Consider the following 19981-nt stretch of genomic DNA (forward strand, 5'->3'; position numbering starts at 1 on the left):
GATCGGCTCAGCCCTTGAGGCCGGTGAAGCCGATGCCGCTGACGATCGAGCGCTGGAAGATGAGGAAGATGAGGATCGGCGGGATGCTCGCGATGAGCATTCCCGCGATGAGGTACGCGGGATCGGTCGCCTGCGCGAGGCGTGGGAGCGCGACCGCGAGGGGCTGCGTCGTCGGGTCGGTGAGCACGATGAGCGGCCAGAGGAATTCCTTCCACGCCGCCATGATCGACAAGAGCGAGACCACGGCGAGGATCGGCTTCGACATCGGCAGCACGATGCGCCAGAAGATCGAGAACCAGCCGGCCCCGTCGAGCTGCGCCGCCTCGAACAGGTCGCGCGGTATCTCCTCGAAGAACTGCTTGACGAGCAGGATCGTAAAGGCGCTCGCCCCGGCGGGCAGCCACACCGCCCACGGGGTGTCGACGAGGCTGATGCCGAGGAGCGGCATATCGAGCACGGTGAGGTACAGCGCGATGAGCGTGACCGTGCCCGGCACGAAGAGCGTCACGAGGAAGGCGCCGTAGACGTATCGGCCGTACCAGGGACGGATGACGGCGAGGGCGAACCCCGCCGTCACCGACACGACGAGCTGCACGATCCACGATCCGCCCACGAGCACGACGGTGTTCACGAGGTAGTGGCCGATGTCGAGGAGGTTCCATGCCGTCGGGATGTTCTCCCAGCGGGCGGGCTCGGGGATGAGGCTGAGTGGGCGCTGCACGAGATCGGTCGTGCTCGAGATCGCCGCGCGCACCATCCAGACGATGGGGATCGCACCGAATCCGACGAGTCCGACGAAGAGGGCGACGTGCATCGCGCGCCATCCCACGAAGATGCGGGGCCGGCGCCAGTCGAAGGGCGAGAGGATCGTGCGCTCACGCGGGGCGGGAGTGCGCCGCGCGGCGGCGGGGCGCAGGGCGGGGCCGGTCATCGGGAACTCCAGGATCGGGTGAGCCGCAGATACAGCGCGGAGACGAGAACGAGGACGAGAGCGAGCAGCACGCTCAGCGCGGTGGCGACGCCGTAGTTGCCGAAGAGGAAGGCGTAGCGGTAGATCATCAGGAGGATCGTGACCGTCGCGTTCGCGGGGCCGCCGTCGGTCATGACGTACGGCTCGGTGAAGACCTGGATCGCTCCGATGATCTGCAGCAGGAGCAGCACGAGGATGATGCCGCGCATCTGCGGAAGCGTGATGTGCAGCACACGCTGCCAGACGGAGGCGCCGTCGAGCTCGGCCGCTTCGTAGAGCTCGGTGCTCACGCCGGTGAGTGCCGCGAGGTAGATGAGGATCGCCGTGCCGGCGCCCGACCACGTCGCGACGATCACGAGGCTCGGCATCGCGAGCTCGGGCGACTGCAGCCACGGGAACGGGCCGAGGCCGACGAGGGCGAGAAGGGAGTTGACGACGCCCGACTCCCCCGGGTTGAAGAACACCTTCCAGAGCAGCACGGCCACGACGGGCGGCACGACGACCGGCAGGTAGGCGAGGACGCGGGCGAGGGTGCCGCCCCGTCGCAGCTCCGACATGAGGACGGCGCAGAGGAGCGGCACGGGGAGGCCGATCGCGAGCGAGAGCACGGTGAACCACAGGGTGTTGAGCGCTGCGCGCCCCAGCAGCGGATCGGCGAACAGGATCTCGAAGTTCCGGAGCCCGACCCACTCGGCGGGGTCGACGAGGTTCGTCTGCTGGAAGGCGAGCACGATGCTCTGCGCGATCGGCCACCACGCGAAGTACCCGAAGACGAGGAGCGACGGCAGGAGGAAGAGGAAACCGACGAGGGCCGCGTTCCGTCCGCGGTGGTTCCGGCGACGCCGCGGTGTCGGCGACGCCGCCTGCGCGGCCCGACCCTCGGGGGCCGAACCGCGCAGGCGTTCTGGGGCGATCGTCATGACGCGTTCTGCGCGAGGATCGTGTTGACCCGACTCTCGGCGTCGTCGAGGAGCGCGTCGATGTCGGCGTTCGGGTCGGTGAGGATCGCCTGCACGAGCGGATCGAGCGCCGCGTAGATCTCCTGCGAGGCGACCTCCGGCTCGGGAACGTACTCGAACGCCGTGAGCGACTCGACGTACGGAGCGAAGTTCTCGACCGGAACGTTGACGTACTCCTCGATCGCCGCGCGGTAGGCGGCGTATGCCTCGTCGCTGAAGATCGGCGCGACGGGCACTCCGACGGGAAGCCCGTCGGCCGCCGAGGCCTTGGCCGTCTCCGCGGCGACCTCGAGGTCGTAGTTCGGGCGCAGCGCGCGCCAGTCGATCCACTTCACGGCGGCGGCCTTCTCGGCCTCGGTCGCCTGGGCGCTCACCATGAGCACGGTTGCGCCGGCGAGCGTCGCGTCGGCTCCGCCCTGCGGCATCGGTCCGGCGCCGAAGGCGGCGGGGTCACCGCCTGCAGCGACGTAGTTCGGGTAGACGTCCGGCGGAGCCGACACCCACATGCCGACGTTGCCGGCGGTGAACTCGGCGACGAGGTCCTCCTGCTTGCCGAGCACGTTGTCGCCGAGCGAGTCGTCCTCCCAGCGCATGGCCTTCCACAGTTCGAGGACGTCGCGCGACGCATCGTCGTTGAAGGCCGCGACCCACGTGCCGTCCGACTCCTGCTCGATGATGCGGCCGCCGAAGGTGTAGTCGTAGCCCGTGAGGTGCCAGCCACCGCTGTTGTTGGTGGTGATCTCACCGAAGCCGGTCTTGCCGGTGGCGTCGCTGATCTGCTTGGCGTACTCACGCACCTCGTCCCACGTCTGCGGCGGGGCGTCGGGGTCGAGGCCGGCCTCTTCGAAGAGGGTGCGGTTGTAGACGAGACCGAACGCGTAGCTCTTCTCGGGGATGCCGTAAACGGCGCCGTCCCGCTCGAGGAACTGCATGACGCGCGGGTTCAGGTCGTCGAAGCTGTCGAGTTCGCTCGCGACATCCGTGATGTCGGCGACCTGTCCGCGTTCGATGAGTGCGGGAGGCTCGGTGAGCGGGACACGGAGCAGCGTCGGTGCGCTCCCTCCCGCGAGGCGGGTCGCGAAGGTCTTCGCATCCCACGGCACATCCGACGCCTCGATCGTGATGGTGGGGTTGGCCTCCTCGAACGCCGCGACCTGGCGCTCGAAGAGTTCGACGGCTGCGGTGTTGGTTGCTGCGGGCTTGCCCATGATCGTGATCGTGACGTTCTCGGCCTCGCCGGTCCCCTCGGCGTCACCGCCGCTCGCACTGCAGGCTGCGGTGCCTGCGATCAGGGTGCCCATGACGAGTCCCGCGAGGGCACGCCGGGTGCGCTGGTGCATGATTCCTCCGTTCGAACGCGACCGCGGACTGCGGTCGTCGATGACGACGGAGGAGGGCTGAACCGAATCTCGGTCGCACCTCCTCGTGCGTCTCGCCCAGTATGCGGAGGCGTTCAGAACATTGCAAGCATTTTCGATCAATTCTTTAACTTTCGGTTTCTATCTTGTGCGTTTGGCTGATTCGTGGTCAGATCTGTCGCATGGTTGTACACGTCGCCGCTGACCGCGTCACCGATGCCCGGATGTCCGCCCTGCTGCTGATGCCCGAGTGGGTCTTCGACGACCTCTTCGACCCGGCACGGCGAGAACGACTCGCTCGACTCATCGCTCCGACGGCATCCCTGCGCTTCGACGACCTCGAGAGCGCGGAGGCCCGGCTCCGCCTCGCCGAGGCAGACGTGCTCGTCACCGGCTGGGGAACTCCCGCACTCGACGCCTCGGTGCTCGCCGCGGCTCCGCGCCTGCGCGCCGTCGTGCACACGGGCGGTTCGGTCAAGAACCACCTCGCCGCGGCGTTCTGGGACCACGACATCATCGTGACGAGCGCGGCCGACGCCAATGCCATCCCCGTCGCCGAGTTCACACTCGCGACGATCCTCCTCGAAGGCAAACGCACCGCACAGTACGTCGAGGGCTACCGGCGCCACCGCGAGGTCGGCGGATCGTGGCGCAACTCGATCCCGCCGGCCGTGAACTTCGGGGGCACGGTCGGCATCGTCGGGCTCTCGCGCGTCGGTCGCCGTGTCGCCGAACTGCTCCGACCCTTCGACCTCGAGGTGCTCGTCGCCGACCCGTACGTCGACGCGGCGAGCGCGGCGGCCGTCGGTGCGCGCCTCGTCGAGCTCGACGACCTCATGATCGCGAGCGACATCGTCTCGGTCCACGCTCCCGAACTGCCCGAGACACGCAACCTCATCGACGCCCGCCGGCTGGACCTGCTGAAGCGCGACGCCGTCATCGTGAACACCGCGCGCGGCAGCCTCATCGACACGAGCGCGCTCATCGAGCGGTGCCGGGCGGGAACGCTGCGTGCCGTGCTCGACGTCACCGACCCCGAGCCCCTCCCGGCCGACTCGCCGCTCTTCACGACGCCCGGCATCGTGCTCAGTCCGCACATCGCGGGAGCGATGCACACCGAGACGTACCGATTGGCCGACTCGGCGCTCGACGAGATCGAGCGCCTCGCCGCAGGCCGCCCACCGCTCCACCGCGTCGATGGCGCATCGCTCGGCATCATCGCCTGAGCCCCGTGGTCGGCCCATCGTCGCCCTCCGTTCGGGTAGAGGTCGTCGACGCCGACCCCGCCAGCCCGCATCGGCACAAAAACGATCGTTTAGCACAGGACTGAAACACGAGGTGTTCGCGATTGATCGCTCGGTGACAATAAGATCAGGAGAGCACCGCCGCTCGGCGGGGGCCGAAGTCCGTCGCAGGAAGGGGACGTCATGCTGGCAGCAGAGCGTCGTGCACGGATTCTCGACCGCGCTCAGCAAGACGGCGCCGTGCGCATCGCCACCCTCGTCGGCGACCTCGGCGTCTCGCACGTCACGATCCGCCGAGACCTCGACGCCCTCGTCTCCGAGCAGATCCTCGACAAGGTGCGCGGCGGAGCCGTACTGCGCGGCGACCACGCGCTGCCGACCGTCGGTGCGCGCGATCAGTTCGCGGGAACGATCGGCGTCGTCATGCCGACCTCGTACTACTACCGCTACGTCGTCGAGGGCATCGACGACGTCCTCGCCCACGGCGGCTCGATGAAGCTCGTCATCTCGGAGTACGACCTCGATGAGGAGTACCGCCTCGTCGACGAGCTCGTCGCGGCGGGCGTCGATGGCCTTCTGTGGGTGCCGACGGTCTCGGAGCGCGAAGTCGTCCCCGGGCTCCTCGAGGCGATCGAACGGCTCCGCGTTCCCGTCGTCTTCGTCGAGCGGGAGAGCCCCGGCGGAGGCTTCGGCACCGTCTCGTCGGTTCGTTCGGCGCACGAACGCGGGGCCTTCGGTGCACTGCGTCATCTCCACGAGCTCGGCCACCGTCGCCTCGTCATGGTCAGTCGCGGAACGTCGCAGAGCTCGGAGTTCGTCCGCCGCGGCTGGCGCGACGCGATCGACCGTCTCGGGTTCGACACCGAGAGCGTCATCCTCGGCGCCGACGAGCTCGGCGCGGGCCCCACCTGGGATCGCGGAAGCGCCGACGTCGTGCTCGACGCCGTCGAACGTGTCGGCGCGACGGCGCTGTTCTGCCACGGCGACGAGAACTCGCTCTTCGGCCTGCTGCAGAGTGCGCGGCTGCGCGGACTGACCGTGCCCGAACGGCTCTCGATCATCGCGTACGACGACGACGTGTCCGCTCACGCCGACCCTCCCATCTCGGCCGTCGCTCCCGATCGTCGCCGCGTCGGCGCGTTGGCGACGCAGTTGCTCATCGACCTCATCCGCGAGCCGAGCGCCGAGCCGCCGCTGCAGATCCAGGTCGAGCCGCGACTCATCCTGCGTGCGTCGACGGCTCCACCCGCGTGAGCCGGGTCCTGGTCTTCTCGGGCGGCGGTGATTACGTCGACCCGTGGCATCCGTTCGCCGAGACGAGCGCTGTCGTGGCCGCCGTCCTGCGCGACGCCGGCCACGTCGTCACGGTCGTCGACTCGCTCGACGACCTGAACGCGGCCCTTCCCGAAGCCGACGTGCTCCTCGTCAACGCGGGCGGCGGCCCCGCACCCCATCCGCACGACGAGCGCCTCGCCGCCATCCTCGCGTCGACCACGACGCCCCTCCTCGCCCTGCACGTCGCGGCGACCCTGCTGCCGGCGGGCGAGCTGTGGGAGCAGCGGCTGGGCGGGCGATGGGTTCGCGGCGAGTCGATGCACCCCGCGCAGGGACCGCTCGGCCTTCGTTCGGTGTCGACGTCGCCGATCGTAACCGGCCTCGGCACTCTCGAGACCGTCGACGAGGCCTACTCGTGGCTGCGCGTGGCGGACGACGCGGAGGTGCTCCTCGTGCACGATCACGACGACACCGTCCACCCGGTGTGTTGGATCGTCGACCGCGGCGGCCGGCGGTCGGCATACGACGCGCTCGGTCACGACGTCGGTGCGTACGAGGCGCCGTTCACGCGAGAGCTCGTGACGCGGCTCGTCGAGTGGCTCGCCGAGGCCCCGTCGACTCCGCCGCTCCCGGCGGAGTAGTCCCGCAGCCACGTCGGCTCGGAGGCGACGCCCTCGACCCGGGGCGAACGGATGCCGGGTGCCGACGGCGCCACGTCGTCATGCCCTGTCGATCGGTCGATTCTCGTCATCGAGGGTCACGATCTGTCGCCACGCGCCCCCGCAACCACTCCGGGATCGCGACGGCGAGCACGAGGCCGACGAGGGCGAGCGCACCGAGCGTCGCAAATGACGGGGTCGCGACCTGGTACAGCCAGAGGTAGCGGTTGAAGCGCGCGGCCTGCGATTCACCTCCGTCGCCGTCGGCGACCGCTTGCGATGAGTCGCCGAGCGCGCCGACCGACCACCACAGGCCGATACCCCCGATCACGACGAGCGCGCCGAGCACGACGAGGGGGATGTCGCGGCGGGTCATGCGCGCACCCTCCGCTCGACGATCGCCCACGCGACGACGACCCCGATGAGGCCGACGATCCCCGCTTCGACGAAGGCGGATGACACGCGCGAGGCGAGCTCGTGCCAGGCGTACGACTCGGGCGAATCGACGTAGCGCGTGCGGGAGTTCACGAGCTCCCACATCCACCACGCGCCGCCGACGATGGCGAGGGCGCACGCGAGCGCGGCCCCGATGAGCCAGCGGACGTCGGGGCGGGTGGCGCCCGGCGAGGATGCCTCGGGCGCGGTCACCTCAGGCGCAGGCGTCTCGGGGGTGGGCGGGTCGTCTCGCCGGGATGACTCGGGCGGCGTGACCGGCTCGCTCGCGTCATCCGTCACCGTGCGGTCGAGCCGCTGCAGGGAGACGTGGGGCGACGGAGGCGGCGGGGCTCCGCTGCCCCCGCGCTGGAATCGCGGATCGAAGCGCGGATCGACTCCGTCGGAGGGTGCAGGTGCGTTCATGTCGGGTGCCCGGGTCGCCGTCGATCCGGTACTCCGTTCCGTCGAGCGGGTGAGGTATCCCGAGCGTAATCGGTTCCGCTCAGCGAACGGGAAGGGATTCTCCGCGCCAGCGCGGGATGACGATCGAGAGACCGAGGCCGACGAGGGCCGCCGCGGTGAGCGTCGCGGCACCGGGCAGGATCATGCCGAAGAGCGAGGAACGGAGCGCGAGCGCCTCCACCGTGACGCTGTCGGGGTCGGACGGACCGAAGTAGTTGATGCTCGTCGTGCCCATACCGAGGTCGCTCGGGCCCCAGACGTCGTCGATGCACCACCACATCAGCCCAGCACCCGCCGCTGCGAGCACGACGAGCACGACCCGGATGACGATGCGCCGCGTCATCGGGCCCGCCGGGGGCGACTCAACGCCGCGAGCACGAGCAGGGCGACGAGGGCGATGAGGAGCGCCTGGACGGCAGCGGGTGCGAAGCTCGTGACGAGCTGGTTCAGCATCTGCTGCTCGGGGAGCATCGACCCCATCATGGCGGTCGTGGAGTCGAGGACGAAGCTCCAGTACGCGGCGATGAGGATGCCGATGAGAACGACGCACCCGACGATCGCGCCCCACAGCCAGCGGTCGTCGCGCTGCTCGGACTCGGGCGAGGTCGGTGCAGCAGGCGGTTCGGTCGATTCGGCTGCTCCGAAGAGCGACTCGAGCCCGGCGTCGTCGCGCGTCTCGACGGCGCCCGGGACGGCGAGCACCTCGGGCCGCGGCTCGGTCGGCCTCGGCGCCGTCGGCCGCTGCTCCGTGGGCCGCTGCTCCGTCGGTCTCAGTCGCTCGCGGCGCGGTCGGCTCCAGATGTCGTCGCCTGAAGGAGCCGTCGTGCGTGCATCCGTGCCGGGCTCCTGGCCCACCGGGCTCGCTTGCGCCTCGTCGCGCTGGTCGCGGGCGATCGGCCCGCGAGCGTCATCCTTCGCCGCCTTCTCGCCGCCGCGCTGGAAGCGGGGGTCGAAGCGCGGGTCGACGATCATGCCTCGGGCTCCGCCGAGAGCAGACCCCTCAGCCAGTCGCGCGCCTCGATGAAGATGCCGTCGTCGTACTTCGCGTGGTACTCGACCGCCTGCAGATCGGCGCGCGGGTAGGAGCCGAGGAAGATGACGTTGGGGCTGAAACGCCGCAGGCCGAGCAGCGCGTCGGCCACCCGCTCGTCGCGGATGTGCCCGTCGATGTCGACGACGAAGCGGTAGCGGCCGAGAGCGTCGCCGATGGGGCGCGACTCGATGAGGCTGAGGTTCACGCCGCGCGTCGAGAACTGCTCGAGCATCGCGAGGAGCGCACCCGGCTCGTCACTCGGCAGCTCGATGATGAGGCTCGTCTTGTCGGCGCCCGTCGGTTCGGGGAGCACACGCGAGCTGCTCACGAGCACGAAGCGGGTGACGGCGTTGCGGTTGTCGCCGATGTCGCGCGCAAGCACCTCGACGTCGTAGTGGTCGACGATGCCGGGCGGGGCGATGGCGGCGTCGGCGATGCTGCCGTCGAGAAGGGATGACGCGGCCTGCACGTTGCTCGACGCGGGGAGGTGCGCGTGCGCGGGGAGGTTCTCGCCGAGCCACGTGTGGCACTGCGCGTACGCGACGGGGTGCGCGTTGATCGTCGTGACGTCGGCGAGCGTCGTGCCCGGGCGTGCGACGAGCACGAAGTTCACCGAGACGAGGTACTCGCCGATGATGCGGAGGCCGGGGACCGTGGCGAGGGCGTCCTGCGTCGCCGAGACACCGCCCTCGACCGAGTTCTCGATGGCGATCATGGCTGCCGTCGAACGCCCGCTCGTGACATCCGCGAGGGCCTCGCCGACGTTGTTGACGCTCCGCCATTCCTGGCCGACGGCGGCGGCGACCTGCTTGAGGGCCGCCTCCGTGAACGTTCCGGCCGGACCGAGGTAGGAATACGCGCGGTTCTGGTCGGCGGCGGGCTCCGTCTGCATGCGCTCAGCCTATCCGTCGGCACCCGACGACTGTCAGACTGGGCACATGAGCGAACGCGCGGGAACACCGGCCCAGGAATCCGATCTCATCGACGTCGAGGCCCTCCTCCACGCCTATCACGAGCTGAAGCCCGACCCCTCGGTCGTCGGTCAGCGCGTGGCCTTCGGCACGTCGGGTCACCGCGGCTCGTCGCTGAAGACGGCGTTCAACGAAGACCACATCCTCGCGATCACGCAGGCCATCGTCGAGTACCGCACCGCGCAGGGCATCACCGGCCCGCTCTTCATCGGCGCCGACACCCACGCGCTCTCGGCTCCCGCGCTCACGACCGCGCTCGAGGTGCTCGTCGCGAACGACGTGCGCGTGCTGGTCGACGAGTTCGGCGACTACGTGCCGACGCCGGCCCTCTCGCACGCGATCCTCACGTGGAACAACGACCCCGAGCGCCGCGCCGAGGGCGAGGCCGACGGCATCGTCATCACCCCGTCGCACAACCCGCCCGCCGACGGCGGCTTCAAGTACAACCCGCCGCACGGCGGCCCCGCCGACACCGATGCGACGAGCTGGATCGCCGCGCGCGCGAACGAGCTCATCGAGGGCGGACTCATCGACGTGAAGGTGCGCGAGGCGAGCGCCGTCGAGACGTATGACTATCGCGGCATGTACGTGCGCGACCTCGAGAACATCATCGACATCGACGCCATCAAGACGAGCGGCATCCGCATCGGAGCCGACCCGCTCGGCGGCGCATCGGTCGGGTACTGGGGCGCGATCCGCGACCACTACGGTCTCGACCTGACGGTCGTGAACCCGCTCGTCGACCCGACCTGGCGCTTCATGACGCTCGACTGGGACGAGAAGATCCGCATGGACCCGTCGAGCCCCTCGGCCATGGCGTCGGTGCTCGAGCACCGCCACGAGTACGACATCGTCACGGGCAACGACGCCGACGCCGACCGCCACGGCATCGTCACCCCCGACGCCGGGCTCATGAACCCGAACCACTACCTCGCCGTCGCGATCCAGTACCTCTACACGCACCGCCCCCAGTGGCGCACGGACGCCGCCGTCGGCAAGACGCTCGTCTCGTCGTCGATGATCGACCGCGTCGCGGCGTCGCTCGGGCGCGAGCTCGTCGAGGTTCCCGTGGGGTTCAAGTGGTTCGTGCCCGGCCTTCTCGACGGCACGGTCGCCTTCGGCGGCGAAGAGAGCGCCGGCGCATCGTTCCTGCGCTTCGACGGTGGAGTGTGGACGACCGACAAGGACGGCATCCTGCTGTGCCTCCTCGCGGCCGAGATCCGCGCCGTCACCGGCAAGACCCCGTCGGAGCTCTACGCCGAGCTCGTCGCCGAGTTCGGCGACCCCGCGTACGAGCGCGTCGACGCCCCGGCCACGCGTGAGCAGAAGGCCGCCCTCGGCAAGCTCGACGGCGACGCGATCGCGGCGACCGAACTCGCGGGCGAACCGATCACCGCGAAGCTCTCGAAGGCGCCCGGCAACGGCGCGGCCCTCGGCGGCGTCAAGGTGCAGACGGCCGACGCGTGGTTCGCCGCCCGCCCGAGCGGCACCGAAGACGTCTACAAGATCTATGCCGAGTCGTTCCGCGGCCCCGACCACCTCCGCGAGGTTCAGGCCGAGGCGAAGGCGATCGTCGACGCCGCGCTCGGCGGCTGAGAGTCGTCAACGCCGGAGTGCCGCTCGCGCACGTGAGTGCTGAAGGAAGTGCACTCACGTACGCGACCGGTACTCCGGCGCGGGGGTTAGTTGAGGCTCCAGTAGTGGACGGTGCCGCCGCCCGTGGTGAGGGCCTCGTCGACATCCCAGTAGTCCGAGTCCTTCGTGTGACCGGCGACCCAGATGCGCGTGCCCGACTCGGTGCGCTCGACGCGGCTGACGATCGCCGTGTGGTCGCGGTCGCCCGAGGAATCCCAGTCGAACTGGGCGATGTCGCCGACCTTGACGAGGTCGCGCTGCGAGTCGTCGAGTTCGACGCCGAGGTCGGGGCGCGTCGCGAGGTAGTCGCGGAAGGCCGTCGAGCTCACCCATGACGGCGAGTACGCGCCCGTCGAGGCGTCGTAGAACCAGCCGGCGTCCATGACCCAGCCGCGGGCGAGCAGCGACTGGCTCGTGAAGTTCATGCAGTCGTTGCCCGAGATGACGGTGAACTCGGCCGTGTTGTAGTCGCTCCAGTGCGCCATGACGTAGTCCATCTGGCTGACGACCCGCGGGTCGGGCACGTAGGTCAGCGTGAGCGATAGGGAGAGCGGCGCAGGGCTCGACGTCGGAGCGAGCGGCGCCGGATTGTCGAGCGCGACGCCGACCGAGGCGACCGAGGCGGTGCTCGTCGCGGGGCCGACGACCACGGGCTCGCCCGATGCGTCGAGGAACTGCACGGCGAGCGACCCGACGGATTCCGCCGAGACGGCGGGCGTCTCGAAGCTCAGCGTCTCGTCGGTGGCGGCGACGATCGGAGCAGTGAGGCCGCCGATGCTCACGGAGGCGACGGATGTCAGTTCGGTGCCCTCGACGGTGATGACCGTGCCACCTGTGACGGGAGCCTCGGCGACCGAGAGATCGCTCGTGATGCGGGGCTCGTCGGGCTTCGCCTCTTCGAACGGGGCGGTCACGCCCGAGGCATCGATCGTCGAGTCATCCGTCGTCGCGGCCTCGGCCGTGGCTTCGACCGGCTGGCCGGTGGGGGCGACGAGTCCGGCGAAGACGACGACGGCCGCCATTGCGAGCACCGACGTCGACGCGGCAGCCGCGTGCACCGAGAAGCGGCGGCGGGTGCTGAGCGGTTCGGCGACGCGACGGCGTCGGCCGGAGGGAGGGTTGGTGCGCGTCTTTGCGAAGGGGCGGGAAGGCTGTCGATGAGAAGGTCTGCGCACGCGGGGAGGATTTCAGGTCGTCGGACAAGACCCGTTACGCAATCACATGCGCATGTATGCTTCCCGGGCGAAGCCTGGGAAAACCATGTCAGCGCTCGGTTTTTGCGTGGCGCCTCAGGGGGCGTTGCGACCCGCTACATCGGTGCTGCGGGAAGCCCGAAGAACTCTTCCAGCGTCGTGAAACCGGTGTCGTGCATCTCGGTCGAGAGGTCGACGCCGACGTAACGGAAGTGCCACGGCTCGAACGGGTACCCCGTGATGTCGACCTTTTCGGCGGGGTAACGCAGCAGGAATCCGAAGCGCCACGCGTTGTCGCGCAGCCATATGCCCTCAGCGGTATCTGCCATGCACGTGTTGAGCGAGCACTCGCCCGAGGCCGCTCCGATGTCGATGGCGAAGCCCGTCTGGTGCTCGCTCGCGCCGGGAGGAGCGGTCGTCGGGTCGCTGCCGTCGCCGTAGAGGCCGACCTGCGTGTCGTAGCTCCGATACGCGCTGTTCGAGGCGAGCTCGAGACCGGCCTCATCGCGTGCGGCGTTCGCCATCGCGACGACGGCGTCGCTCGCCTCCTGACGGAGCACGGGCACGTTGGTGTGCGCGATCGGCACGTCGACGAGGTCGGGCGGAACGTAGTCGGACGGCATGCTGCGCGCCCGGTTCACGACGACCCAGATGCTCGCCGGATCGTCAAGCGAGTGCGCGTTGCGGTCGAAGGTGTCGACGGCGGCCGGGTCGACGGCCGTTCCGGGGGCGGGGCGCGTCGGGTCAGGAGTCGGGGTCTGCGTCTCCGGGGCCGCGGCCGGTGTCTCCTTCGGCGTGCCGGCGAGGACGCCGCCACCGAGGGCGAGTGCTCCCGCGACGAGACCGCCGATCACGAGGACGGATGCGACGGCGATGGTGCGATTGCGACGCACACGGCGCGAAGCGCGCTGACGACCCCGAGTTTCTGCCACCGTTCGAGCCTACCCGCGTCATCCTGAGCGCCGCCCCTCACCGTCATCCGCTCGCGTCGTCGATGCCGCGGTCACCTCGCCCGGGTCGAGTGGGCGATTCGACGGGGTGCGGGGCGCGCCGCACCCCGAGAGATCGACCTTTCGAGGCCGCCCCTGTCGCGATGGATGCCGCGGGCTTCCGCCCCCCTCACCGAATGGGCGATTTCTCGGGGTGCAAGGCACGCCACACCCCGACAGATCGACCTTTCGAGGCGTGCGCCTGTGGCGATGGATGCCGCGGGCTTCCGCCCCCCCCTCACCGAGTGGGCGATTTCTCGGGGTGCGAGGCACGCCGCACCCCGAGAGATTGACCTCTCGACCGGGGTGGGTGGGCGAGGGATGACGCGAGGGATGACGCAGCGGGCGGTTGCCACGAACACGGGCGGTTAAGCCTCACGAACACGGCCAGGCGCGTCTCACGAACGCGAGCGGGCGGGGCGCGCGGCCCGGGATGACGGGGGCGACGTGTCACGGAACGGTAACGAATCGAGATCGTGAGAGCGCTCTCTTGACAGGGCGTAGGTCGGGTGCTTAGCATCGTGGCGAATCGTGAGAGCGCTCTCACGCACCGTGAAGAGAGCGCTCTCACGCAACCCTGCAATCCCATTCGTACACACAAAGGAGTGACCGTGAGACTCTCACGCCGTACCTCGGTTGCCGCCGCGATCGCTGGCGCCGCATCCATCGCACTACTCGCATCGGGCTGTTCGACCGGAGGCGGCGACGACGCATCCGGTGAGGCCGGGGAAGACGTGACACTGACCGTCACCACCTTCGGCACGTTCGGATACGACGACCTCTACAAGGAGTACGAGGAACTCAACCCGGGCGTCACCATCAAGGCGACCAACATCGACACCGGCGGAAACGCCCGCACCGACGCGTTCACGAAGATCGCCGCCGGCTCGGGTCTCTCCGACATCGTCGCCATCGAAGAAGGATGGCTCGGCGCCATCATGGACGTCTCCGACCAGTTCGTCGACCTCACCGAGTACGGCATCGCCGATCGCAAGGGCGACTGGGTCGAATGGAAGTACGACCAGGCCACCGACCCCGAGGGCCGTGTCATCGGCTACGGCACCGACATCGGCCCCTCGGGCATCTGCTACAACGCCGACGCGTTCGCCGCTGCCGGTCTGCCGACCGACCGCGACGAGGTCGCCACCCTCCTCGACGGCGACTGGGAGAACTACTTCGATGTCGGACGCCAGTACCAGGCAGCCACCGGCAAGGCCTGGATGGACCACTCCGGGTTCGTCTGGAACGCTATGGTCAACCAGCTCCCCGAGGGGTACTACACCTCGGACGGCGAGCTGAACGTCGAGGGCAACACCGAACTGCAGGGTCGCTTCGAGCTGCTCGGCTCGGCCGTGGGCGACGGCCTCTCGGCTGCTCAGACGGCCTGGGACTGGAACGGTGGAAAGTCGTTCCTCGACGGCACCTTCGCGACGCTCGTCTGCCCGGGCTGGATGCTCGGTGTGGCCAAGGGCCAGATCGAAGCCGGCGGCGGCGACGCTGACAACGGTTGGGACTTCGCAGATGTCTTCCCCGGCGGACCGACCAACTGGGGTGGAGCGTTCCTCTCGATCCCCGAGACGTCGCAGCACAAGGAAGCAGCGGCGAAGCTCGCCGACTGGCTGACGCAGCCCGAGCAGCAGGTCAAGCAGTCCGCTGCGGCCGGTAACTTCCCGAGCACCCTCAACGCGCAGGAGACCCTCGCCGCCGAGGCCACGCCGAACGAGTTCTTCAACGACGCTCCGACCGGCGCCATCCTCGCCGAGCGTGCCGTCGGCATCAAGGCTCAGTACAAGGGCGCCGACGACTCGGTCATCCAGGAGAACGTCTTCGGACCGCCCCTCCAGAAGCTCGACCGCGGCGAAGCCACCACGCAGCAGGCCTGGGACGAAGCGATCTCGCTTCTGAACTCGCTCGTCAAGCAGTAGTCACCCTGCATCACCCGTCGGCCGGCCGAGGAGCCCCGCGCTCCTCGGCCGGTCGACACCCCTGAACACACCCCCACGTAGGGAACGCCATGACCTCCACACTCCAGCCGTCGCCGAAGCGCGACGCGCCGACCGACGGCTCCGCGCAGAAGCCGCGCCCCGCGGCATCCTCTCGCCTGAACTTCCGGCAGCGGCTCTCGCGCTTCGATGTGAAGGCATCGCCGTACTTCTACATCTCCCCCTTCTTCCTGCTCTTCGGCCTCATCGGCCTCTTCCCCCTCGTGTACACGCTCGTCGTGTCGATGCACGACTGGGACCTCCTCAAGGGCCAGGGCGACTTCGTCGGCATCGAGAACTTCACGAAGATCCTCGGCGACAGCATGTTCTGGAACTCGATCGGCAACACGATCTCGATCTTCCTGCTGTCGGCCATCCCCCAGCTCATCGTCGCGATCGTGATCGCGTACCTGCTCGACCAGGGCCTGCGGGCCAAGACCTTCTGGCGCATGAGCGTTCTGCTGCCGTTCGTCGTGACCCCCGTCGCCGTCGCCCTCATCTTCTCGAGCATCTTCAACGAGGCCGATGGTCTCGCGAACAACCTGCTCAACCTCATCGGCATCCCCGACCAGGCGTGGAAGCACGACACGTTCCTCAGCCACGTCGCCATCGCGACGATGGTGAACTTCCGCTGGACGGGATACAACGCCCTCATCCTGCTCGCCGCCATGCAGTCGGTGCCGCGCGACCTCTACGAGTCGGCCGCCATCGACGGCGCCAACGCCGTGCGCCGCTTCTTCTCGATCACGATCCCGTCGATCCGCCCGACCCTCATCTTCGTCATCATCACGTCGACGATCGGCGGCCTGCAGATCTTCGCCGAGCCGCGTCTCTTCGACGTGTCGACCGCGGGCGGCATCGGCGGCAGCGACCGCCAGTTCCAGACGACGGTGCTCTTCATGTGGGAGCTCGCCTTCTTCCGCCGCGACTTCGGTGAGGCGGCCGCCGTCGCGTGGCTCCTCTTCCTCCTCATCGTGGTCTTCGGCCTCGTCAACTTCCTCATCTCCCGGCGCATCGCGACGGGTGAGGGCAGACCCAGCAACCGTGCCCGGCGCCGTGCCCGAGGAGAGAACCGATGAGCACCCTGACCCCCGAACCGATTCCCGCCGAGCGCATCGACGTGCTCCCCGAGGAGCGGAAGTCCCCGCGCCGCCGCGGCGCCATGGGCGTCGCCGGCATCGGCAGCCGCCCAGGCTTCCTCACCTACGGCCTCCTCACCGCCTTCGTCATCGGCAGCGCCTACCCGCTGTGGTGGTCGGTCGTCGTCGGCAGCGGCACGAACGCGACACGCGGCGAGACGCTGCCCCTCCTCCCGGGCGGCAACTTCTTCGCGAACGCCGCGAAGGTGCTCGACGCCATCCCGTTCTGGCTCGCCCTCGCGAACTCGCTCATCGTCTCGAGCGTCATCACGGTCTCGGTCGTGACGTTCGCGACCCTCGCCGGCTACGCCTTCGCGAAGCTGCGCTTCAAGGGTCGCGACGGCCTCATGGTCTTCGTCATCGCGACGATGGCGATCCCCACGCAGCTCGGCATCATCCCGCTCTTCATGGTCATGCGCGAACTCGGCTGGACGGGCACCCTCGGCGCCGTCATCGTGCCGACCCTCGTCACGGCCTTCGGTGTCTTCTTCATGCGCCAGTACCTCGTCGACGTCATCCCCGACGAGCTCATCGAGGCGGCGCGCATGGACGGCGCGAACCAGTTCCGCACCTTCCTCACGGTGGGCTTGCCCGCGGCCCGCCCCGCGATGGCGATCCTCGGCCTCTTCACGTTCATGATGGCGTGGACCGACTACCTGTGGCCGCTCATCGTGCTCGGCCCGACCAACCCGACCCTGCAGACGGCGCTCAGCCAGCTGCAGTCGGGGTACTACATCGACTACCCGGTGGTCCTCACCGGTGCGGTCTTGGCGACACTTCCCCTGCTCGTGCTGTTCGTCATCGCCGGCAAGCAGCTCATCTCGGGAATCATGGCAGGAGCAGTGAAAGGCTGATGGTGAACACTTTTCCCCCCGGATTCCTCTGGGGATCGGCCACCGCGGCCGCTCAGATCGAAGGCGCGGCCCACGAGGGCGGCAAGGAGGACTCGATCTGGGATGCCTATGCGCGCGTTCCCGGGAGCGTAGCCGCAGGCGACACCCCCGACCGCGCGGTCGACCACTACCACCGCATGCCCGAGGACGTCGCGCTCATGAAGAGCCTCGGACTCGACTCGTACCGCTTCTCGACGAGCTGGGCTCGCGTCGTTCCCGGCGGCCGCACGGTCAACGCGAAGGGTCTCGACTTCTACTCGCGACTCGTCGACGAACTGCTCGACGCCGGCATCCTGCCGTGGCTGACGCTCTATCACTGGGACCTCCCGCAGGCCCTGCAGGAGAAGGGCGGCTGGACGAACCGCGACACCGCGCACCGCTTCGTCGAGTACGCCGAGGCGACGTACGAGGCTCTCGGCGACCGCGTCTCGCACTGGACGACGTTCAACGAACCGCTCTGCTCCTCTCTCATCGGCTACGCCGGCGGCGAGCACGCCCCGGGTCTCACCGACCCCCGAGCGGCCCTCGCCGCGGTGCACCACCAGCACCTCGCGCACGGTCTCGCGACGACCCGGCTCCGTGAGCTCGCGGCCGCGTCGAGCCGCCCGATCGAGCTCGGCATCACGCTCAACCTCACGAACGCCGTGCCCAACGACCCGACCGACCCCGTCGACCTCGAGGCCGCGCGCCGCATCGACGGCCTGTGGAACCGCATGTTCCTCGAGCCGCTGCTGCTCGGGTCGTACCCGGCCGATGTGCTCGACGACGTGCGCGACTTCGGTCTGGCCGAGCTCATCGAGCCGGGCGACCTCGAGACGATCTCCGCTCCGATCGACTTCCTCGGCGTCAACCACTACCACGACGACAATGTGTCGGGTCATCCGCAACCGGCATCCGCTCGCCCCTCGCTCAAGCCGACCGCGAAGCCGGGCCGCTCGCCGTTCCCGGGCAGCGAGTACGTCTCGTTCCCGTCGCGCGGCCTGCCGCGCACGGCGATGGACTGGGAGGTCAACCCCGACGGGCTCGAGACGCTCCTCGTGCGCCTCGGCCGCGAGTACCCGAACCTCCCGCCGCTCTACATCACCGAGAACGGCGCGGCCTACGACGGCGACGTCGTAGTCGACGGGGCCGTCGACGACCCGGAGCGACGGGACTACATCCTCGCGCACATCGGTGCGGTCGCTCGCGCGATCGAGGGGGGAGCCGATGTGCGCGGGTACTTCGTCTGGTCGCTGCTCGACAACTTCGAGTGGGCCTGGGGGTACGCGAAGCGATTCGGTATCGTGCACGTCGACTACGACACCTTCGTGCGCACCCCGAAGGCCAGTGCGCTCGCGTACGCCGACGTCATCCGCCAGTCGAAGGAAGCCGATCGACAGGCGATCGCGGATGACGCGCGCGCAACGCTCTCGCAGGTCGAGGCATAGGGGCGGCGCAGGGCTAATGTAAGTAGGCAGACGAGAGGGGATGACGCAGTGCGGAAGTCCCCGACGGGTGTGCCCACTCTCGAGATGGTCGCGGCTCGCGCCGGGGTGTCGCGCGCGACCGTCTCGCGCGTCGTCAACGGATCGCCGAAGGTCACCCCCGATGTCGCGCACGCCGTGCAAGAGGCCATCGAGGCGATGGGGTACGTGCCGAACCGCGCGGCCCGATCGCTCGCGAGCCGCCGCACCCAGTCGGTCGCCCTCGTCGTTCCCGAGTCAGCCGCGCGCGTCTTCGCCGACCCGTTCTTCGCGTCGGTCGTGCAGGGCGTCGCCCTCTCGCTCGGCGAGACCGACTACACCCTGACGATGCTCATCGAGTCGGAGCTGCAGCCCGGCAAGACGCGGCGCTACCTGCTCGGCGGCAACGTCGACGGCGCGCTCGTCGTCTCGCACCACACCGGCGACCACTCGTACGCGTCGCTCACCGACTCGCTGCCCGTCGTCTTCGGTGGCCGGCCGATCGAGGGCAACGCCCCCGAGAACCACTTCGTCGACGTCGACAACGTGCACGCCGCCGAGATCGCCGTCGAGCACCTCATCGAGCGCGGCCGGCGCCGCATCGCGACGATCGCGGGCCCGCAGGACATGCCGCCCGGCGTCGACCGGCTCGCGGGGTGGCGCCGAGCGCTCGAACGCCACGGGCTCGACGACTCGCTCATCGAGGTCGGCGACTTCACGCCCGCGTCGGGCGCCTCGGCGATGCGACGCCTGCTCGAACGCGGCGAGGGCGTCGACGGCGTCTTCGTCGCGAACGACCAGATGGCGATCGGCGCGTACTCGTCGATCCGCGCCGCGGGGCTCTCGATTCCCGGTGACGTCGCCGTCGTGGGCTTCGACGACGACAACTATGCGGCCTCGGCGACGCCGCCGCTCACGACGGTGCACCAGCCGTCGATCGAGATGGGTGCGACCATGGCGCGCGTGCTCGTCGACCTCATCGAGGGGCGCCCGGTCGAATCGGTGACGTTCCTGCCGACGAACCTCGTCGTGCGCGCCTCCGCCTGAGCGCGCTGCGCCCGCCCGCGTCATCCGCCCGCCTCGCTCCGCCTCTCGCGCGCGCCCACTCTTCCCGTCTCGGCGTCACGACACGCTGGAATTCGCGCGCATAGCCAGCGTGTCGTGACGCCGAGACCCAGGGTTTCGGCGTCACGTTTGTGCTGTTCGAGCGGGGTGAAGAGCGCAAACGTGACGCCGAGACGCCGGGGCGCGCGCGAGTAGGGGGCGAGACACGCCCGGGGCGGGGGCGGGAGGCCCCCGAGGGCGGGTCAGGGTGCGTGGTGAACGGGCGGCGAAGGGATGA

At 69.3% G+C, this 19981-nt stretch carries 19 protein-coding genes; 9 read left to right on the forward strand and 10 right to left on the reverse strand.

From position 1 onward, the window contains the following. Nucleotides 1-7: 7 nt before the first annotated feature. The 3 genes from BJ972_RS10100 to BJ972_RS10110 are packed head-to-tail and all read right to left on the reverse strand — an operon-like array spanning nucleotide 8 to nucleotide 3269. On the reverse strand, nucleotides 8-931 hold the full coding sequence (locus BJ972_RS10100) for a carbohydrate ABC transporter permease (RefSeq protein WP_129172564.1): 924 nt from the start codon (nucleotides 929-931) through the stop codon (nucleotides 8-10). Then, nucleotides 928-1890, reverse strand: coding sequence for a carbohydrate ABC transporter permease (locus BJ972_RS10105; RefSeq protein ID WP_129172563.1), 963 nt, complete (start codon nucleotides 1888-1890; stop codon nucleotides 928-930). The genes BJ972_RS10100 and BJ972_RS10105 overlap by 4 nt, the downstream gene beginning before the upstream one ends. After that, entirely contained in the window at nucleotides 1887-3269 is a 1383-nt protein-coding gene (locus BJ972_RS10110) for an ABC transporter substrate-binding protein (RefSeq protein ID WP_129172562.1), read from the reverse strand. The genes BJ972_RS10105 and BJ972_RS10110 overlap by 4 nt, the downstream gene beginning before the upstream one ends. A 200-nt stretch (nucleotides 3270-3469) precedes the next feature. Between BJ972_RS10110 and BJ972_RS10115 the strand changes: the two genes are divergently transcribed. From BJ972_RS10115 to BJ972_RS10125, 3 genes are all read left to right on the forward strand, one after another. Then, nucleotides 3470-4513, forward strand: a complete 1044-nt coding sequence (locus BJ972_RS10115) for a hydroxyacid dehydrogenase (protein ID WP_129172561.1) — start codon at nucleotides 3470-3472, stop codon at nucleotides 4511-4513. A 201-nt stretch (nucleotides 4514-4714) separates the two neighbouring features. Further along, on the forward strand, nucleotides 4715-5785 hold the full coding sequence (locus tag BJ972_RS10120; protein ID WP_129172560.1) for a substrate-binding domain-containing protein: 1071 nt from the start codon (nucleotides 4715-4717) through the stop codon (nucleotides 5783-5785). Continuing rightward, complete coding sequence (locus BJ972_RS10125; protein ID WP_129172559.1) at nucleotides 5782-6447, forward strand: ThuA domain-containing protein; 666 nt, start codon at nucleotides 5782-5784, stop codon at nucleotides 6445-6447. The genes BJ972_RS10120 and BJ972_RS10125 overlap by 4 nt, the downstream gene beginning before the upstream one ends. A gap of 106 nt (nucleotides 6448-6553) precedes the next feature. Here the strand turns inward: BJ972_RS10125 and BJ972_RS10130 are convergent, their stop codons facing one another. The 5 genes from BJ972_RS10130 to pheA all read right to left on the reverse strand — a co-directional run bounded on the left by BJ972_RS10130 (nucleotide 6554) and on the right by pheA (nucleotide 9287). Beyond that, nucleotides 6554-6841 (reverse strand): hypothetical protein, encoded by a 288-nt coding sequence (locus BJ972_RS10130; protein ID WP_129172558.1) that lies wholly within the window; start codon nucleotides 6839-6841, stop codon nucleotides 6554-6556. Next, on the reverse strand, nucleotides 6838-7323 hold the full coding sequence (locus tag BJ972_RS10135) for a hypothetical protein (RefSeq protein WP_129172557.1): 486 nt from the start codon (nucleotides 7321-7323) through the stop codon (nucleotides 6838-6840). Before BJ972_RS10135 ends, BJ972_RS10130 begins: the two co-directional genes overlap by 4 nt. 79 nt (nucleotides 7324-7402) lie before the next feature. Further along, nucleotides 7403-7705 (reverse strand): hypothetical protein, encoded by a 303-nt coding sequence (locus BJ972_RS10140; RefSeq protein ID WP_129172556.1) that lies wholly within the window; start codon nucleotides 7703-7705, stop codon nucleotides 7403-7405. Then, nucleotides 7702-8334: a hypothetical protein gene (locus BJ972_RS10145; protein ID WP_129172555.1), complete on the reverse strand. Its 633-nt coding sequence runs from the start codon at nucleotides 8332-8334 to the stop codon at nucleotides 7702-7704. The genes BJ972_RS10140 and BJ972_RS10145 overlap by 4 nt, the downstream gene beginning before the upstream one ends. Then, the gene (gene pheA / locus BJ972_RS10150; protein WP_129172554.1) at nucleotides 8331-9287 is read right to left on the reverse strand and encodes a prephenate dehydratase; all 957 of its coding nucleotides are present in this window, start codon (nucleotides 9285-9287) and stop codon (nucleotides 8331-8333) included. Before pheA ends, BJ972_RS10145 begins: the two co-directional genes overlap by 4 nt. 46 nt (nucleotides 9288-9333) lie before the next feature. Here pheA and pgm point away from each other — a divergent pair, with 46 nt between their 5' ends. Beyond that, on the forward strand, nucleotides 9334-10962 hold the full coding sequence (pgm, locus tag BJ972_RS10155) for a phosphoglucomutase (alpha-D-glucose-1,6-bisphosphate-dependent) (RefSeq protein ID WP_129172553.1): 1629 nt from the start codon (nucleotides 9334-9336) through the stop codon (nucleotides 10960-10962). Nucleotides 10963-11048: 86 nt separating this feature from the next. On the opposite strand, the gene BJ972_RS10160 is transcribed toward pgm, so the two are convergent. Further along, a complete protein-coding gene (locus tag BJ972_RS10160) occupies nucleotides 11049-12176 on the reverse strand; it encodes an amidase domain-containing protein (protein WP_129172552.1) in 1128 nt (375 codons plus the stop codon). Between the two features lie 134 nt (nucleotides 12177-12310). Then, the gene (locus BJ972_RS17690; protein ID WP_241830704.1) at nucleotides 12311-13126 is read right to left on the reverse strand and encodes a M15 family metallopeptidase; all 816 of its coding nucleotides are present in this window, start codon (nucleotides 13124-13126) and stop codon (nucleotides 12311-12313) included. Nucleotides 13127-13788: 662 nt separating this feature from the next. On the opposite strand from BJ972_RS17690, the gene BJ972_RS10170 reads away from it, so the two are divergent. From BJ972_RS10170 to BJ972_RS10190, 5 genes are all read left to right on the forward strand, one after another. Beyond that, nucleotides 13789-15108, forward strand: coding sequence for an ABC transporter substrate-binding protein (locus BJ972_RS10170; RefSeq protein WP_373366819.1), 1320 nt, complete (start codon nucleotides 13789-13791; stop codon nucleotides 15106-15108). Between the two features lie 89 nt (nucleotides 15109-15197). Then, nucleotides 15198-16244, forward strand: a complete 1047-nt coding sequence (locus BJ972_RS10175) for a carbohydrate ABC transporter permease (protein WP_129172550.1) — start codon at nucleotides 15198-15200, stop codon at nucleotides 16242-16244. An 83-nt stretch (nucleotides 16245-16327) separates the two neighbouring features. After that, entirely contained in the window at nucleotides 16328-17158 is an 831-nt protein-coding gene (locus BJ972_RS10180; protein WP_129172668.1) for a carbohydrate ABC transporter permease, read from the forward strand. Beyond that, the gene (locus tag BJ972_RS10185; protein ID WP_129172549.1) at nucleotides 17158-18624 is read left to right on the forward strand and encodes a GH1 family beta-glucosidase; all 1467 of its coding nucleotides are present in this window, start codon (nucleotides 17158-17160) and stop codon (nucleotides 18622-18624) included. Before BJ972_RS10180 ends, BJ972_RS10185 begins: the two co-directional genes overlap by 1 nt. Before the next feature lie 84 nt (nucleotides 18625-18708). After that, entirely contained in the window at nucleotides 18709-19686 is a 978-nt protein-coding gene (locus tag BJ972_RS10190; RefSeq protein WP_129172667.1) for a LacI family DNA-binding transcriptional regulator, read from the forward strand. The last annotated feature ends 295 nt before the right edge of the window (nucleotides 19687-19981 follow it).

Origin of the sequence: Agromyces atrinae, from assembly GCF_013407835.1 — a bacterium.
GTDB lineage: Bacteria > Actinomycetota > Actinomycetes > Actinomycetales > Microbacteriaceae > Agromyces > Agromyces atrinae.

What these genes read in the sequence shown, in the direction of transcription:
- BJ972_RS10130 (WP_129172558.1), bottom strand. Translation starts at nt 6,841, where the DNA reads ATGACCCGCCGCGACATCCCCCTCGTCGTGCTCGGCGCGCTCGTCGTG.
- pgm (WP_129172553.1), top strand. Translation starts at nt 9,334, where the DNA reads ATGAGCGAACGCGCGGGAACACCGGCCCAGGAATCCGATCTCATCGAC.
- BJ972_RS10100 (WP_129172564.1), bottom strand. Translation starts at nt 931, where the DNA reads ATGACCGGCCCCGCCCTGCGCCCCGCCGCCGCGCGGCGCACTCCCGCC.
- BJ972_RS10185 (WP_129172549.1), top strand. Translation starts at nt 17,158, where the DNA reads ATGGTGAACACTTTTCCCCCCGGATTCCTCTGGGGATCGGCCACCGCG.
- BJ972_RS10110 (WP_129172562.1), bottom strand. Translation starts at nt 3,269, where the DNA reads ATGCACCAGCGCACCCGGCGTGCCCTCGCGGGACTCGTCATGGGCACC.
- BJ972_RS10145 (WP_129172555.1), bottom strand. Translation starts at nt 8,334, where the DNA reads ATGATCGTCGACCCGCGCTTCGACCCCCGCTTCCAGCGCGGCGGCGAG.
- BJ972_RS10180 (WP_129172668.1), top strand. Translation starts at nt 16,328, where the DNA reads ATGGGCGTCGCCGGCATCGGCAGCCGCCCAGGCTTCCTCACCTACGGC.
- BJ972_RS10120 (WP_129172560.1), top strand. Translation starts at nt 4,715, where the DNA reads ATGCTGGCAGCAGAGCGTCGTGCACGGATTCTCGACCGCGCTCAGCAA.
- BJ972_RS10135 (WP_129172557.1), bottom strand. Translation starts at nt 7,323, where the DNA reads ATGAACGCACCTGCACCCTCCGACGGAGTCGATCCGCGCTTCGATCCG.
- BJ972_RS10115 (WP_129172561.1), top strand. Translation starts at nt 3,470, where the DNA reads ATGGTTGTACACGTCGCCGCTGACCGCGTCACCGATGCCCGGATGTCC.
- BJ972_RS10190 (WP_129172667.1), top strand. Translation starts at nt 18,709, where the DNA reads ATGGTCGCGGCTCGCGCCGGGGTGTCGCGCGCGACCGTCTCGCGCGTC.
- BJ972_RS10105 (WP_129172563.1), bottom strand. Translation starts at nt 1,890, where the DNA reads ATGACGATCGCCCCAGAACGCCTGCGCGGTTCGGCCCCCGAGGGTCGG.
- BJ972_RS10175 (WP_129172550.1), top strand. Translation starts at nt 15,198, where the DNA reads ATGACCTCCACACTCCAGCCGTCGCCGAAGCGCGACGCGCCGACCGAC.
- pheA (WP_129172554.1), bottom strand. Translation starts at nt 9,287, where the DNA reads ATGCAGACGGAGCCCGCCGCCGACCAGAACCGCGCGTATTCCTACCTC.
- BJ972_RS10140 (WP_129172556.1), bottom strand. Translation starts at nt 7,705, where the DNA reads ATGACGCGGCGCATCGTCATCCGGGTCGTGCTCGTCGTGCTCGCAGCG.